This is a genomic window from Sinorhizobium sp. 7-81 (assembly GCF_030124405.1).
GTDB lineage: Bacteria > Pseudomonadota > Alphaproteobacteria > Rhizobiales > Rhizobiaceae > Sinorhizobium > Sinorhizobium psoraleae.
In genome coordinates this window covers 311,573-327,473 of sequence record NZ_JASKLT010000006.1, presented here as the reverse complement: position 1 = coordinate 327,473, position 15,901 = coordinate 311,573, and the positions used below count along the sequence as shown (strand labels likewise).

Here is a 15,901-nt window from a genome sequence, read left to right as displayed (position 1 = left end):
GCATGCCCCTCAGACCCTCGTTAACAGCGCGAGGGCAGCGCCCGCGGCGAAACCCACGAGAACGAAGAGCAGCAGCAGCAGAGGCTTCAGCTCTCCGTTCGAACGTTTCTGCAAGGCACTCAGGTTCCTTTCCATCGTCGCCACTACACCGTCGAGCCGCATCAGATGGACGTCGAGATCGCTCAACCTCTGTGCAACTTCCGTCCTCAGATTTGCGACGGCATCGCTGATGGCGGTAAGCCCAACCGGCTCGCCCTCGCCGCCCTCGTCGATCTGCGTGCGCAGGAGAGAGCGCTGAGAAACCTGCAATTGCCGCTGCGCCGCCATCAGGATGTCGAGCTTGTCGAGAACCTTCGTCAGCGGCGCGGCGATGAGCGCCTCGGCTGCCTGCTCGTCGGGCCGCGGTACGCGCAGCTTCTGCTCGACACCCAGACCGTCCAAGGCCATCACGACAAGATCGGCGGCACGTGAAGCGACCGTCTCCGGCAGCGCGATCTCGAAGGCGTGACTGCCGTCACCGATGCCGTTGCGTTTCAGATCGGAACGGTTGCGGTCGGCGATCGCCTCCGCGATCACGCTGCCGTCGAGAAGGACGCGAATGATGAGCCGCTTGTCGGGCGCTCCCGGGTCGAACGCCCAGCCGTAGACCCGGCCCTGATCGATTGCATCCACTCGGCCCGTCATAGGCTTCGCGTTGTCCTGTTCCGGTGCGGCGCTTGATTTCTCGGCAACAACAGCCATCGATTTTCTCCCTAAGCCGCTTCGATCCGCTTAGGTGCGATCGCGTCGATCAGGTCGAGATAGCGCCGTGCGGTCGTGTCGATGTCGTCGGGCACGCGGGCATTTGCGCAGAGGCGGCGCCGCAAATCGGGGTCATCGGCGATCCGGCGCATGGCAGAAGCCAGCCCACGAGGATCTCCGGGTGCCACCGTGAGGCCGTTCAATCCATCCTCGATCATCTCGGCCATGCCGCCGATATTGCTGGCGATGACCGGCCGCCCAAGGGCCTGCGCCTCCTGGATGACCAGCGGGGCGTTTTCCCACCAGATGGAAGGGACGATCGTGCAGTCGACGGCGGCGACGAGATTGGCGACATCCTCCCGCCGGTAGGGGCCGCGTTGCTGCACGACGGGTGCTGTCTCGCTGAACAAGCGCGTGATCTCGTCGACGAAGCTTTCGCTCTGGAACGGAGCGCCGCCATGGACGCGCAGCTCGAACGGGAGTTCTTCGGCAATGAGTTGTCGCGCCGCCTCGAGCAGAACGGTTATGCCTTTCCACGGATTGAGATTACCGAAATAGCCGAAAACCGGCCGATCATTCACGATCCGCTTCGCTTCCGCGGGCGTGTTTCGCCGTGGCAGACCGTTCGGGATGACGCTGATCAGATCTTCGGCGAGCCCCCACTCGACGAAGCGCTGCTTGAGGAAACGGCTCGGCGCCACGAAACGGTCCACGGTGCTCAACAGGGCCTTCAGATGACGCTCGCGCAGCGCGAACCGATCGAGCGGTATGTCCTTGAAGCAGGCATGGCAGCGGTCGGCGCTCGCGCCGTGGCAGAGTTCCTTCGCCCCGGTGCGCACCATCAGCCCATCATGGTGACAGATGGGATAGTAGTCGTGCAGCGTCATGACAATCCGGCAATGCGGGAGTGTCCGACGGACAATATGCGGGAATTCGGCCCCGAGCAGGAGCAGATGATGGATGTGCACTACGTCCGGGCGGAAGTCGTTCAGGAGTTCCGTCAGGTCCGGAACGACACCGTAGAGATCGATCTGGCTCATGAAGAAGCGATCGAAGTGACCGGACCATAGCAGCACCTCGTCTCCCGCAGGACCAATTCCCTGAAAGCTCGTGCCCGGCCGGGCCTGACGGTGGAGCTGGTTCGTAGCACCGAGAAAGAGCACCTCGCAGCCCGCGCGTTGATAGGCGCGGAAAAGGTCGTGCGCGAAGATCTCCGTGCCCCCGGGGTGGAGGGCGGGATGGTTGTGAGCGGCAACGAGAATGCGCTTGCTCATCGTCCGCCTCCGGTACGCTCGGCTACGAACACGTCCTGGTAATGGTCCGCCGCCTGTCCGCGCCAGGAGCCCAAAGACTTCAAGGCGGTAGAGAGGCCGGCACGGTTGAGAGCGCCGTCGAGAAAGCCGTCATCAAAACCGACCGCTGCCAGGCGCGGCAGATCGGGCACGAACCAGCAGGGCCCATCGCCATCGCGCTGGAACGCGAGACGCGGATCGCGTCTGCCTGTTTCGTTCGCTGCGGCAATAGGGTCGACCACGAAGGCGGTCATGAAGAGGCGCCCGCCCGGTTTCAGGAGCCTGCCGATCTCGCTTAGATAGACGAGCACCTCGTCCGGCGGCAGGTGCGTGACGATCGACGTCATGATCGCGAAGTCGAAGTGGCGATCGGCATAGGGCAGCTTCAGCGCCTTGCCGCTGATCTTGCCCTGCGGATTGTAGAGTTCATGCGCGATGTCGACCCGCTGGAAGGCGAAGCTCGGATAGACTGACGTGACGAAGCGGCGGCACCAGGCGATGCCTCCCTCGACGGGGTCGATCCCGTTGTAGCGCCCCTTGTCGGGATCGAGATATTGGGTGAGGGGGACTGCCATTCGACCGATGCCGCAACCGATGTCGAGCACGCGGCTTTCCGGCTGCAGCCCTCCCATCCGGATGAAGTGACCGAGAAACTCGGTGCCAACGGCTTTGAAGTCGCCATCGCCGACGAAAACACTGTCCGGCGCCGGTTGCGGCAGGAAGCGGTTCTTCAGGCAACTCTCCTGTAGCCACTGGATATGTTCCTCGTGGGCGGACAGCGCCGTCACCGGCGCGCTCTCCTCGCGACGGAATGTCTCGTTCATGCGGCGCTCCTTGCTGTGGCTTCAACGCTGAACGGCGCAACCGTTTCACCGGCGCCGCCGAGATAGTCCGCCATCAGCTCGTCAATGTCCGCATCCCAGCGCTCCGTGTGCAGCCAGGCGTTGTATTGGCTGGCAACGCCGCGCATGTAGTCCTGGCTCCGGCGGATCGACCGGCGCTCGAAATGGTAGAGGCACGCCGACGGCTCATAAGCTATCTCAAGGCCGCACCTGCGGATCTTCAGACAAAGATCGCTGTCCTCGTAATCGCCGATGACGTAGTCCTCCGTGTAACCGCCGACACGCTCATAGGTGTCCCTCAGGGTGACCAGGCATGCGCCTGTGACACCCGGAACGGCACGGTGGACCTGGGCCGGCGCGTAGTCTCCGGGCATGCCCTTGTGGAAATGGTGATTGAGCCAGACGCCGCGCCGATCGCGGGCGAAGTAGAGCCCGGCATGCTGGAGTGAACCATCCTCGAAGATAAGCTTCGGTCCGATGGCGCCGAGCGCCTCCTGTTCGAGCAGCGGCAGCGCGAGCGTCTGCAGCCAGCCGGGCGCTGACGGTACGACGTCGGAGTTGAGCATGACGAGGACCGAGCCGCGTGCGAAGCGCGCACCGGCGTTGCAGGCCCGCGCATAGCCGCCGTTGCGGCTCATCACCACGAGCTTCATCGCCAGTCCGTGCAGGAGATGCAGACCGCCGAGCAGATGCTCCGTCTCGTCCTGGATTTCTGGCGAATCCAGGACATAGATGATCTCCGTATTGGTCGCGACCCACGGGTCTGTCGCCATGCCGGAGAGCTGGAAGCGCAGGAAATCGAGGACCCGGTAAAGCGGCACCACGATCGAGACCATAGGTGCTTTTTGCGGCATGCCATAGTCCTTGACGTAGTCGACCTTTATGGTCCTGCCCAGTCTCTGCTCCACGTCCTGGAGGGCCGGGGCGAGGATCGTCCGGAAAGCCTCATCGACCGCGTGCTGTGGCGGGACTGCGCGAAGGATGCGGTTGCGTTGAGCGGCAGGCTCGAAAGGCTGGGGCTTCGGCACGAGTGATTTCACCGCACCCGAAGCGAGTCGCATCTGGAAACGCGGCTGGAGGAGGGCGCCCAATGGTTCGTTCAGCGGCAGCCAGGCGACGAAGCCGGTCACGTCGGTTCTGGCGCCTTCATCCGCGCCACGAGCCCAGGCGGGAAACGCATGCCAGTTTCCGTCGAGCGGCACTGCCGTGCCGTCCTCTTTCAGGTAGTCGATGCCGGCGAGGGCGGATGCGGGATCATGGAACCAGCCGCCGGAAAGCAGGCCGCCGGAAAGCGCCAGCGCCAGATCGACCTCCGCGGCCGGGTGCATTGCGGACTTGCCGATCTGCCGCGCCGGCAGCGGTCGCCGAAGCTGCAGGTCTATCGCTGTCGCCGCGCCACCCTCCGGCATTCCCGAGAGCCACCGTACGACAAACTCGCGCAGTGCCGGCGCGCCGCCATGTTCGGTCCACCACTTCTGAAGATTGGCGTAACGCGGCGTGCGGGCGGACAGCTCGCGGACGGCGACGCCCTTCTTTCCCAGGAACACGAAGAAGGACGGCCGGGGAGCCCGGGGAGATTCGATGATGAGATGGCAGGGCCGCACGCCCTGCTCCGGATGGCCGCCGACGACCACTTGCGAAGGCAACGGCAGGACGGCATTCGCGCCGAGAGCATAGACGGCGCTGATGTCGCCGAAATCGCGACTGATCGCTGTCTCGACCAGATACCGCCCCTCGGTGACCGCACAGACGATATTGGCGGGCCGCGGGCGCGCCTTCAGCGCGTGTAGCGCGTCCTCGACGACGGCGATGAAGAGCTGGTCCCTGGAAAGGCGGAACGCGCTTCGCCATGCCGTCAGCAGATTGTTCAGGAATTTGATGCACCCCTCCGGCGAAAGATCGGCAAACAGGGCGTCCACATCAAGGCATGGGAGTTCAGTGATCGGCCGCAGGAGAAACGTTTGGGGGGCGCTGCTTTCAACGGCGATCTGCGCGCGCTGCGGCTCCCTGCCCGGCCGCATGGCCCAAAGGACGCGCTGGCCCCCATCTGCAAGCGGGAGCGTCGTGCTGACAAGCGGGACCGGTTGCTCAGGCATGACGAGCGTGGATTTGACCGCGCCGGTCAGCGTGGCCGGAATATCCCGGATCAGGACGGCCACATCGGAGCTGATGCGAAAGGCCTCGGCATTCTGGAAAATACAGCTGGCGCCCCTCGTACGGTCGTCGAACGTCACACGCCACTCCTCTTGACTGCTGAAGGGAAGGGCACGCCCCGCGGGGAGGAGGGCGGGGCGCACCGATTCGAACCAGGAGCGGGATGAGAAAAGTGAGCGTGGCCTTCCCGGCCCGCATCCCGCATCTCAACCTGTTAGTGGACCGTGAAGTAGTTCTCGGGGTTGGCCTGGATATCGTCGGCGTCCGCGTTCACCAGCGTCAGGGTATCGCCATGACCGAGATCGATGACGACATTGCCGCCGACCTGGGTGATGCGCGAAGCCAGGTCCTCGGGCGAGGCGATATCGAGACCGTTGATGCCCTTGGAGATCTGCAGCACGTCCTCGCCGGGGGTGAAGTCGAGGATGACGTCGTTGCCGCCGCCTCCGTCGAAGACGAAGACGTCACTGCCCTGACCACCGGCCAGGAGATCGTCGCCTTCGCCGCCATCAATGATGTCGTTTCCGGCGCCGCCGATCAGGATGTCGTTGCCCTTGCCGCCGACCATGAAGTCGTTGCCTTCGCCGCCAAGGAGGATGTCGTTGCCCTTGTCGCCATAAAGCAAGTCGTCACCCGACCCGCCGAGCAGGATGTCATCGCCTTTTTCGCCATAGAGAATATCTGCGTCGTCGCCGCCGAATACGGTGTCGTTTCCGTCGCCGCCGAACAGCAAGTCATTACCTTCGTCACCGAAGATAATGTCGTGCCCCTTGCCCCCGTTGACGAAATCATCACCGCCGCGGGCGCGGATGAAATCGTCAAAGCGAGAGCCAAACAGGGCGTCGTCGTATGCGCCGCCTTCTAAAGTGGCCATCTGCTTCTCCTCTTCGTCGTTTGATGCATGCGTCATCGGCACGGAGCCGAGGATTGCGAGCCGGAGTGTGCACTGCAATAAAACAGAAGGCAACACGGCGTTCAAAAATAAATCGGCCTATTCTTGTTGTTTGTTACGTACTTCGGTCATCATCCGCGCCGTGTGTCAATATTGGTACAATATATTTTTAGGAGTAATTGCTATAGTGATGTCCGTAAATCGCTTCAAAATTTAAAGTAAATTGTGTTGATGCTTGGATCATGAGGAGAGATAGCCTTAATCTTCCCTGAACGCGCGATTGAAGCTGTCTGTAATCGGGGAAACCAGATAATCGATCGCCGCGCGCGGCTTGTGCACGATCAGTACCTCGGCGGGCATGCCTGGATAGAGTCGTATATCGGGATTCGCGGCGAGCGACTCCGGCACGATCTGCGCCCGTGCCACGTAATAGGCCACGTTGGACTTCTCATCCACCGACTGGTCTGCGGCGACATAGCTAATCTTGCCGTCGACCGGCAGATGGGTGCGCTGGTTATAGGCGGTCAGCCGGATCTGCGCCTTGGAGCCGATCGCGATGCTGTCGATGTCGCGCGTGCTGACATGCATCTCCACGAGCAACGGCTCATCCCCGGGGACGATGTCGAGCAGCGGCTGGCCCGGCGTCACGGCGCTGCCCGACGTGCGCAACTGGATATTGGCGACGACGCCTGCCTGGGGCGCGCGGATCTCGAGGCGACGAAGCACATCCTTCGCGGCCGTGATCCGCTCCTCTACATCCGCAAGCTCGAGGCGCGCCGTGGTGATCTCGCCTGCGATCTCCGACTGAAAATCGCTTTCGATACCGATCAACGTAAGTTCGGCACCCGCCATGGCCTTCTGAGCTTGCGCCTTGTCACCGGCAAGCTCGCCGCGCGTTGCGGCAAGCTCGCTGAGCTTGGCGTCGATCTCGATGAGCTTCGAGCGCTGCGCAAAGGCCTTGTCCACCAAGGTGGCGATTGCCGCCCGCTGTTCATTTACGAGCTCGATCTGCCGGTCCGTCGCCTGAAGCTGCGCGCCGAGCGATTTCGCCTTCTCCGAATATTCCTCGATGGTCTTGCGCTGGATCTCTAGCCGCCCGTTCTTCGCCTCGCGTCGCTTTTCGAAGAATGCCGTTTCCGCGGCGATGGCGTCCTCGGCGGCGGCATCGCCGGCGCCGGCGAGATCGCCGGGAAAGCTCAATTCCATTGCACCTGCCTGCTCTGCCCTGAGGCGGACCAGTTTCGCGATCAGGCCGACGCGCCGGCTTTGCAATGCCTGAAGGTCCGAACGGGCGCGCGTATCCTCGAGCTTGATTAACGTCTGCCCGGCGGCGACGTGATCGCCCTCCTGAACGAGAAGGCGGCTCAGGACGCCGCCCTCGAAATGGCTGACCGTCTTGCGCTTCGAATCGACGACGATGGTCCCGCTGGTAACTGAAGCGCTGCTGAGTTCCGTGGAAAACGCCCAGCCGAAAAACCCACCGAAAGCGACCAGGATCGTCGCCAGTCCCGCGACAACAAGGCGTCGGACGGGGGAATGAGTGCTCTCGGCAAGCTCGAGTTCCAGCGCACTGACGTGCAGCGGCGGCGCGGCGCTCACGGGCAGGCGGCGATCCGAATTGCCGGTCGGGGCCAGGGGCTGCATATCGACACTCGCGGGCAATGTAGGCTTGCTCGTCATGAAGCGGTTCCTTCGCGTCGTGTTTCGCCGGGCATCATGGACGCGACCACATCCGTGCGGGGGCCGAACTGGGCAATGCGGCCACCTTCCAGCACGAGCAGTTTATCTGCGACCTGCATGATCGCTGGCCTGTGGGCGATGATGACGATGATGGCGCCATCATTGCGCGCATGGTCGATCGCGCGGATAAGAGCCCGCTCGCCGATCGCGTCGAGATTGGCGTTAGGTTCGTCGAGCACGATCAGGCGCGGGCGGCCGTAGAGGCATCGAGCAAGCGCGATGCGCTGCCTTTGCCCGCCGGAAAGCGTCAATTGCCCATCACCCACAGGCGTATCGTAGCCGAGCGGCAGGCGTCCGATCATGTCGTGCACGTCGGCAAGCCGCGCCGCCTCGAGCACCCTGTAAGGGTCGCTCTCTTCCATGCGGGCGATGTTTTCGCGGATCGTCCCTTCGAGCAGCGAAACCGACTGCGGGAGGTAGCCCGTCATCTGCCCGAATGAGCCGCGCTCCCAGAGATAGACATTGTTGCCATCCAGGAATACGCCGCCCGTCGTCGGCTTCTGGATGCCCACGAGGAGCCGCGCCAAAGTGGATTTGCCGGCGGCGGAAGGCCCGACGACGCCCAGCACCTCACCAGGCGAGAGGGAGAAGGAGACGCCCTTGATGATCGGGACGTCCAGGCCTGGCGCAGCATAAACCAGCTTGTCGACGACCAGGTCCCCTTCGGAGCGCGGCGTCGGCATCGTCTGACGGACTGCAAGGTCTTCATTCAGGGCGGCTTCGATTCGGCGCCAGCTTGCGATTGCCAATACCCATTGCCGCCAGTTCTCGATGACCGAATCGAAAGGTATGAGAAGGCGCCCGACAAGGATGGTCGTCGCCATCATCGCACCGGGCGAGATTTCCTGCCTCATCACCAGAAGTGCACCGGTGCCAAGCGACGCCACCTGTATGGAAAACCTGAGGCTGCGCGTTATAGAGGCCATCGCCCGGCTTCTGCTTCCACTGGTTTCCAACACGCTAAGCGCGTGCAGCTGCGCCGCGCGCCACCGTTTCGCGAGCGCCGGCAGCATGCCCATCGCTTCAATGGCCTCGGCGTGACGTAATGTCGCACCTATTTTCGACACTGCCTCAATATTAGCCTGGCTTGCCTCTTTCATGAGCTGACGCGTCAGGAGATCGGTTATGAGGCCGCAGCAGACAAGCACCGCAACGGAAACCGCACCGATCACCCCGAAGAGGGGGTGCAGCAGAAAGAGAACGCCCAGAAAGATGGGCGACCAGGCGGCGTCGAGGGGGGCGCTGACGGCCGACGAGGTAAGGAAACCGCGCAGCTCCGTGAGGTCCCGCAGCGACTGTGCCGCCCGGGTAAGTCCCTGACCGGCGGAAGCCTGCACTGCGGCCGTAAGGACCGGCAGGTTCAGCGACCGCACGACGGAGCCGCCCATCGCCTGGAATGTGAGGGCGCGGATGTAGTCGAGGACGCCCAAAACAACGAGCGCGCCAAGGGCCAGGATGGTCAGCATGACGAGCGAATCCATGCTCTGACTGTTCAACACCCTGTCATGTACCTGCATCATGTAGAGGGGCATGGTGAGTTGCAGGAGGTTGATGCAGGCGCTGAGCAGAGCTGCATAAAGAAGCGTCACGACGAATACACGCCGTGCTCGCAAGACCAGCAGCTTAGGGTTGATTGTTCCATTTTGCGTCGATGCCGGGCCGATTTGACCCTTGCTAATCATATTATTTCGAACAGTATCACGCATGGGCGATTTTCTGCATATAAGCATCCGCGGGGTTGAGGAGCGATCCGGTTCAGATTCACTCAAATCACAGTATTGCTGGGATCAGTGTGACACAATAAAGATCGCTTGCTCAAGACATGCAATTCGGGGACTGGGGCGTCATGAAATTTGCTTCAAATTTTGAAGTAAATTCCCGGATAATGAAGTAAATTCCCTAATGGAGAGAGGAATGAATCACAGGATTCTCTATCCGTTCGCAGACTTCGGAGATGCCATGGTGGTCCAGCCCGAGGGTGATACCACCAGGAATACTCCGGACCCCGGGCGCGATCAGGACGGAGACAGATCTCTGATCACATATTTCGAGCTGGCGCGTGTCATGGAGCGCGCGAGCCGGCGATTTTCCGGGCTGTTGCGCACGGAATTGACCAAGCTCGGCGTCGACGACATTGGGTCGGCGCAGGCGATGGTTCTTCTGGTCATCGGTGAGGCCGAACTCTCGGTAGGAGAGCTCCTCGACCGTGGCCATTATGTCGGTTCCAACATCTCCTACTACCTCAAGCAGCTCGCCGACGGGGACTATATCGACCGGATCGCCTCCCAGCGCGACAAGCGGTCGGCCCGTATCAGGCTGTCGGAGAAGGGGAGGCAGCTCTGCACTGCGCTGCGGGAAGCGGCAAAGTCCTATGAGCGCGCCCTCAGCCATGGCGAGCAGGATCGACGGAACCTCGAGACCGCCTTCCAGACGCTGCACCGGCTCGAACTGGTCTGGGGCAATGCCGCTCGCTACGGCATCTGACGTGCCTCCCAACGCATAATCCCAGCGCGGGATGAGGAAACGTGCGGTTTTCCGCCCGCATCCCGCGCTAACTCATTGGAAACGATCACGTTCATGATTTCAGGTCGATCCGACCTGAAATCATCGTGATCTAGTGGTGCGAATGGTCAAGAACATGCATGTAGCGTTTGTACACCGTCGTGGTTTTGGCCAGTTCGCCGCGCTGGCTTCTCATCTGGCCGAGGCGGGAAGCGAGGTGACCCTCGTCACCGAAACGGTGGATCAGAAAATCCCCTCCGTTCGGGTCGTTCGACATCGAGCGGAGCCCGGTCCGCGCGCGCATCCGCAGATCGCACGACATTTGGGCGTTCCCGACCATCACGTGCGAATCGGACATCGGGTCGCCGAGACCTTCGAAGCCATGGCGCGCCTTGGCCAGGTCCCCGACATCGTCCTCGGCCATATCGGCTGGGGCAGCATGATGTTCGTAAAGGATGTGCTGCCGCGTATACCCGCACTCGGGTACTGCGAATTCTTTTATCGGGCGGAGGGGGCGGATGTCGGCTTTGCCCCTCACGATCAGCCCGATTCGGAGACCCGCAAGAGATTGCGTCTTCGCAACGCCGCGCAGCTCCTGTCGCTCGAAGCGATGGACGGAGGCATCAGCCCGACCAATTGGCAGAGGAGCCTCTATCCTTCCGATGTCCGGCACCGCATCGCGGTGTGTCACGAGGGGATCGACACACGGCGCTTCCGCCCCGATCCGACAGCTTCGCTGAAGCTTCCGGACGGGCGCGTGCTCAAGGCCGGCGCCCCGCCAATCGTGACATTCGTTGCACGCGACCTGGAGCCCTATCGCGGATTTCCGCAGGCGTTGGAGGCCGCCGCCAAGGTCGTCCGGCGACATCCGGACGCGCTCTTCGTCTTCGTCGGCGGCGACAGCGTGAGCTACGGCGCGCCGCCCCCCGGCGGGGGCTCCTGGAAGGAGCATCTTCTTCAATCGCTGGACGTCCCGCGCGACAGGTTGATCTTTCCCGGCGTCGTGCCCCATTCCGTGCTGCGCCAGCTCTTCCAGATTTCAGCCGCTCACCTTTACCTCACTTATCCCTTCGTTCTGTCCTGGTCGGTCGTGGAGGCAATGGCTTGCGGTGCTCTGGTCATCGGATCGGATACCGCCCCGGTCCAGGAGGTCATCCGTTCGGGCCGGAATGGTCTCCTGGTCCCGTTTTTTGACACGGATGCGCTCGCCGAAACCATTCTCGACGTGCTGGCACGGCCGGACGGCTTCCACGAGTTGCGCGCCGCAGGGCGCAGGACGGTCGAGCAGCGGTTCCGGCTGGAAGATTGCCTCGCGCGTCAACTGGCAGTGATCGGCAAGGCAATCGGCGAAAGCGCGACGCTTTCGATGCAATCGCAGTTTGCTTGAATATTGCTTCCACTTTTGAAGTATAATAAAAGTCTAGATCTCGAAAAATTCTAATTGTGCGCTGCAGAAAACCTAGATATGTTTTCTGAGATGAATTCGACGAGTGAAGTTATTCATTTGTCGTGAAAATTTCATCTTCCGCATAATACGATGCTTCTGAGGTCGCTGCGTGCAAGAGTTGATGTCTTCTAGTATTAGGCAATCGTCGACGAAACGAAGGCTGATCGTGGCATCTGATCGGGACCGGGCAAATGTCGAAGGGAGCGGCATCGAGCATTTGGTCCATTTCCTTCAGGCGGATACGGGCTCCCCGTCTCCCCTGCAGAACGCGTTTCCGCTGATTGCGCTCGCCTTCTCGGGCGAGGGAGAGGCCCACCTGAGAGAGGGGCTTGCCGCTGTCCACGCGCTCGGAACGGTTCCCGAGATACCCGTTCAAAGGATTGATGCGAGCAACCGGGCGGAGAGCTTGACGCTCGTTCATGCCCTGATGGAGGGCGGGATAGGACGGCTTGCCCGGTTCACCTCTTCGATCACATCCGAGCTAGCCATTCTCCGGCGTGAGCGCGAAAGCCTGCTCGAGAACTATCGTGCGTTGGAAGACGCGTTCCAGGCGCGCAACTGGGAGCCGGTTACGGAGGTCTTCGCGCACGACCCCTATGTCGATCCGAAGGACGAGGGGATCGGGCAGCTCCTTGCAACCGGCTACGTCGAGCAGCTCTTGCCGGTCTCCAGCCATGGCGTTGCCGGCGTGGCGCTTCACCTCCATTCCGTTCCGAGGGACGGTGGCGAGCTGGTGGTCGTGCTGGGCTATGTAGAGAACGGCGAAGGCGTGGCCGAGTGGGTCGTGCCATACACGCAGCTTGCCGCAGGCTGGAGTTTCTTCGCGCTGCCGCGAGCTTGCGGAGGCGGAGCAAGGACATTGCGGCTTCGCGTCTCCACAACCGGCGCGGAGATGGTTGGGCTTTCGCTCGGCTACCCTATCGCGAGCGAGCGCTACACGGCCCAATCGGAGGCGCCCCATCCCGATCTCGATCTGCGGCCTCTGGCGTTCCGGGTGTTTACGGGGTTGCCGGGCGTCAGGCCGACCCGCATGCCCAACATGATCGCGCCCACCGCCTTGCTCGACGGCCACTTCATTGAAGACTATAGACTCGCGGTCGACCTGTTGAGCCAGATCGTCGATGTTTCCGTGACGCCGATTGTTCCGGAGTTCCAGACGGTTCGCTTCCTAGAGCACGAGCACGCGGTGGTGTGCCATCCGCTGCCGAGCGGCATTTCGGCCGGCACCATTGGCCGCGCCGTGGAGCCTGGCACGATATCTTTCTCGGCGAGCGCCGTCATCGACCATCCGCAGGGCGCGCCCGCGGCAGTGAGTTTCCTGCTCGCTCCGGCAAATTCGAACGCGCGCTCCGAGGTGGCGGAACTTGCGCGCAAGGGTGCGGCCAAGCCTTCGGCGTTTTTCAGCGGGTGGCGCGAGGTGACCGCCCAAAAGGCGATCAACATCAACTTTCAGTTGGACGAACCGGTGCGTGCGCCCATGGATCTTATGATCCTCAGCCGCGCGGTGTCGGATTCCGTCGATTTCTCCTGGCTCAAAGTGTCCGGCTTCCGGCTGGTGAAGCAGTCCGCAGGAGCGTCCCATGTCAACAAATAGGGACATGCCGGATCTGGTCGCGGTCGCGATGCCGCTCTACGGACACGCCGCGCTTGCTCTCGAGGCGATCGAGTCGGTCCTGGCCTCGGCACTTTCCGAGTGCAGGATCGCCATCGTCGTTTCGGTCGATGGCGATCCGCGGCACGAGACATTCGACCAGCTGCTCCTCTATGCTGCGGCCAATCCAGCCGTTCATGTGCTTTTCGGCGCGAATGCGGGGCCGGGCGGAGCTCGTAACCGGGCGATCGACTACGTGCTCGAAAACCTGCCGGAGGCGGGCGCGGTCTATTTTCTCGATGCCGACAACCGCGTCTTGCCGGGCACGGTCGAAACCCTCTACCGGCAGCTTCGCTCGAGCGGTTCCGGCTGGGTCTACACCAACATCGATACTTTTTCGGTGAGCTGGCGGGCGCATTACGGCAACCGCTACTCGCGGCTCGTGCACTGCATCACGGACAATATCTGCGATACGGGCTCGATGATCTCGATCGACGTCTTTAGGGCAGGTGTCCGCTTCAACGACGACCGGCAGAACGGTTTCGAGGACTGGGAGTTCTGGCTCTCCTGCATCGAACACGGATTCGTCGGAACGCCGTGCCACGATACGACCTTCGAATATAGGCTCCGGGCCGAAAGCCGTTTCAAGGAAGCGAACCGCGACCGCGCCGCCTCGGTCAGCTTCCTCAGAAAGCGCCACAGGGCTCTGTTCCAGCGCCCGATGCTCGTCGACTTCGAGCACGAAGAATGCCCGCGCTACCTTTTTGCGCGAACGGAAGACGCAGCGATTTCGTTCTTTACGGATCCAACCAAGGAGCCCGCGAGGCCTCGTCTCGACGACATCATCCCGGCATTCTGGGCGAGTATCGGGGAGCCGGACAACGTGCACTTCCCGCCATTCCTCATGGCTGGAAGCGGCGCAACCCTCGACCTTCTCTTGCGGTCGCGCATGCTGCCGAATGTGCTTTCCCACCTGGAGCGCCTGAGCGAGAAGGTCAATGTCATCTTCGTCCAGCTCGGCAACGATGCCGCGCAGCGCAAGATCGAGCCTATCTTCCTGGAGGCAGGAACCCAGAACGTCGCGCACGCCGATCTCATCTTCCTGTCGACCTCGCTCGTGCGCGACGTGATCCAGAACAACGCGCTCGACTGGTTCGCCTCGATCGGCCAGCAGCAGGTATGGCCCACATCGGCGGTCCTGAAGGTGCGGTTCCCTTTCCCGCGGACGCTGCCGCGTCGCTCCCACATCACGCCTCAGCAGGTGATGATAAATTGCGTCAATGCAATCGCGACCAGTCCCTTGCGGCGGACGGCCGGCAGGCGCTGGACGTGGCGCCCGGCGCGGCTCGTGCCTTATGCGGAACTTCACAAAGCGCTCCGCCATGAAGTCGGAGGCTCGCCCGTCCTGCCGCTCGGGCATAGCGAGAACGGCAAGCAAACCGCAGCGCTGCTCGTGCCGAATGCGTCGTTCGGCGGCGCCGAGAAGGTCGTCTATGCGGCCGCGCGCGAACTGAAGGCGGCAGGCTACGAGACCCACCTGTTCGTGCTCGGCACGTCCAGGATGGACCTGATCGACGAATTCGATGCAAGCTTCGATTATATTCACTTCTGGGACCAGGGAATTCCCGCCTGGGGCGGCTCCGGCTCGTTCCTTGGGCAGGACTTCATTGCCGAGGGCCACGATGTGGATTGGGCGGCGCTCAAAGGACAGCTTTCCGGCTTCGACCTCGTCATCAACAACCATGTAATGGCCGTGCATCCGCTCATCGCGCGGTTGCGCTCCGAAGGAACACGCACGGCCTGCTACCTTCACGTCGTCGACAATACGCATTTCAAAAGGCCGGCGGGCCAGCCCTTTGCTGCGATTGCCCACGAGCATTGCTACGATGCGTTTCTGACCTGCTCGGAACAGCTCAAGATATACTTGCATAGCTTCGGCGTTCCTCTCGAGAAGACCTTCGCCGTGCCCAATGGCGCGAGCTTTTCCGTACCCCCCAAGATCCTGGCCGAGGTCCTGTCTGTAAGGCGGATCGAGCGCAAGGACGACCGGCTCAGAGTTCTCTATATGGGCCGGCTCGATCAGCAGAAGGGCATCGATCGGCTGGCTGCGGCAATCGCGGAGCTGCGTGCGTCGCGCGTCCCCTTTGACGCGCGCGCAATCGGCGGGGAGATCCTCGCCGACGCCACCATGTCGTGGGCCGACCGGCTCAGGGAACTCGGTGTCGACGTGCGCCCACCTGTCTTTGCAAGCAAGGATTTGATCAAGGCACTCGGTTGGGCCGACGTCCTCGTGATGCCCTCGCGCTGGGAAGGCGCACCCTTGATGATCGCGGAGGCGCAGCAGCTCGGCTGCGTGCCGATCGCCACTGCGGTGGGCGCAGTCGACGAGCTCATAACGGACGGAGAAGACGGCATCCTGATCGATGCCGCAGCCGATCCGCAGGTGGTGCGCGACATGGCGAAGGTCATCGAGGAGGTGGCCCGCAATCGTCAAAAGCTCGCGCCGCTCATGGAGGGTTGCCTCAGAACGGCGGCACGCCGCTCCTGGGGCGCTTCCTTCGGGGAGTTCCTCGATTGGTGCGATCGCTCGGTCAACAATTCGTCGCTTTCGCGCGCCGCGGTCTCTCGCGGGCGCGAAACATCCAATCCCGAAGTAGCGGCCGTGGGCTGAAGGCTCCTGCCGATTTCAAGAAGAAGGGT

The 15,901-nt window shown here is 62.3% G+C and carries 11 protein-coding genes; 4 read left to right on the top strand and 7 right to left on the bottom strand.

Going from position 1 to position 15,901, the window contains the following annotated elements:
- Window positions 1-9 precede the first annotated feature (9 nt).
- The 7 genes from QN224_RS21405 to QN224_RS21375 form a co-directional block, all read right to left on the bottom strand.
- A complete protein-coding gene (locus QN224_RS21405) occupies window positions 10-741 on the bottom strand; it encodes a hypothetical protein (RefSeq protein WP_283978270.1) in 732 nt (243 codons plus the stop codon).
- An 11-nt stretch (window positions 742-752) separates the two neighbouring features.
- Entirely contained in the window at window positions 753-2,015 is a 1,263-nt protein-coding gene (locus tag QN224_RS21400; RefSeq protein ID WP_283978269.1) for a glycosyltransferase family 4 protein, read from the bottom strand.
- Entirely contained in the window at window positions 2,012-2,857 is an 846-nt protein-coding gene (locus QN224_RS21395; RefSeq protein WP_283978268.1) for a class I SAM-dependent methyltransferase, read from the bottom strand. The genes QN224_RS21400 and QN224_RS21395 overlap by 4 nt, the downstream gene beginning before the upstream one ends.
- Complete coding sequence (locus QN224_RS21390; protein ID WP_283978267.1) at window positions 2,854-5,109, bottom strand: glycosyltransferase; 2,256 nt, start codon at window positions 5,107-5,109, stop codon at window positions 2,854-2,856. Before QN224_RS21390 ends, QN224_RS21395 begins: the two co-directional genes overlap by 4 nt.
- Window positions 5,110-5,243: 134 nt before the next feature.
- Window positions 5,244-5,903: a calcium-binding protein gene (locus tag QN224_RS21385; RefSeq protein ID WP_173514248.1), complete on the bottom strand. Its 660-nt coding sequence runs from the start codon at window positions 5,901-5,903 to the stop codon at window positions 5,244-5,246.
- A 276-nt stretch (window positions 5,904-6,179) separates the two neighbouring features.
- Entirely contained in the window at window positions 6,180-7,601 is a 1,422-nt protein-coding gene (locus QN224_RS21380) for an HlyD family type I secretion periplasmic adaptor subunit (RefSeq protein ID WP_283978266.1), read from the bottom strand.
- Complete coding sequence (locus tag QN224_RS21375) at window positions 7,598-9,367, bottom strand: type I secretion system permease/ATPase (protein WP_283978265.1); 1,770 nt, start codon at window positions 9,365-9,367, stop codon at window positions 7,598-7,600. Before QN224_RS21375 ends, QN224_RS21380 begins: the two co-directional genes overlap by 4 nt.
- A 208-nt stretch (window positions 9,368-9,575) precedes the next feature.
- On the opposite strand from QN224_RS21375, the gene QN224_RS21370 reads away from it, so the two are divergent.
- From QN224_RS21370 to QN224_RS21355, 4 genes are all read left to right on the top strand, one after another.
- A complete protein-coding gene (locus QN224_RS21370; protein ID WP_173514251.1) occupies window positions 9,576-10,145 on the top strand; it encodes a MarR family transcriptional regulator in 570 nt (189 codons plus the stop codon).
- 154 nt (window positions 10,146-10,299) lie between these two features.
- On the top strand, window positions 10,300-11,550 hold the full coding sequence (locus tag QN224_RS21365; protein ID WP_283978264.1) for a glycosyltransferase family 4 protein: 1,251 nt from the start codon (window positions 10,300-10,302) through the stop codon (window positions 11,548-11,550).
- A 181-nt stretch (window positions 11,551-11,731) separates the two neighbouring features.
- Window positions 11,732-13,204 carry a DUF6212 domain-containing protein gene (locus tag QN224_RS21360; RefSeq protein WP_283978263.1) on the top strand — a complete coding sequence of 491 codons (1,473 nt, stop codon included), beginning with the start codon at window positions 11,732-11,734 and terminating at the stop codon, window positions 13,202-13,204.
- A complete protein-coding gene (locus tag QN224_RS21355) occupies window positions 13,191-15,872 on the top strand; it encodes a glycosyltransferase (protein ID WP_283978262.1) in 2,682 nt (893 codons plus the stop codon). The genes QN224_RS21360 and QN224_RS21355 overlap by 14 nt, the downstream gene beginning before the upstream one ends.
- The last annotated feature ends 29 nt before the right edge of the window (window positions 15,873-15,901 follow it).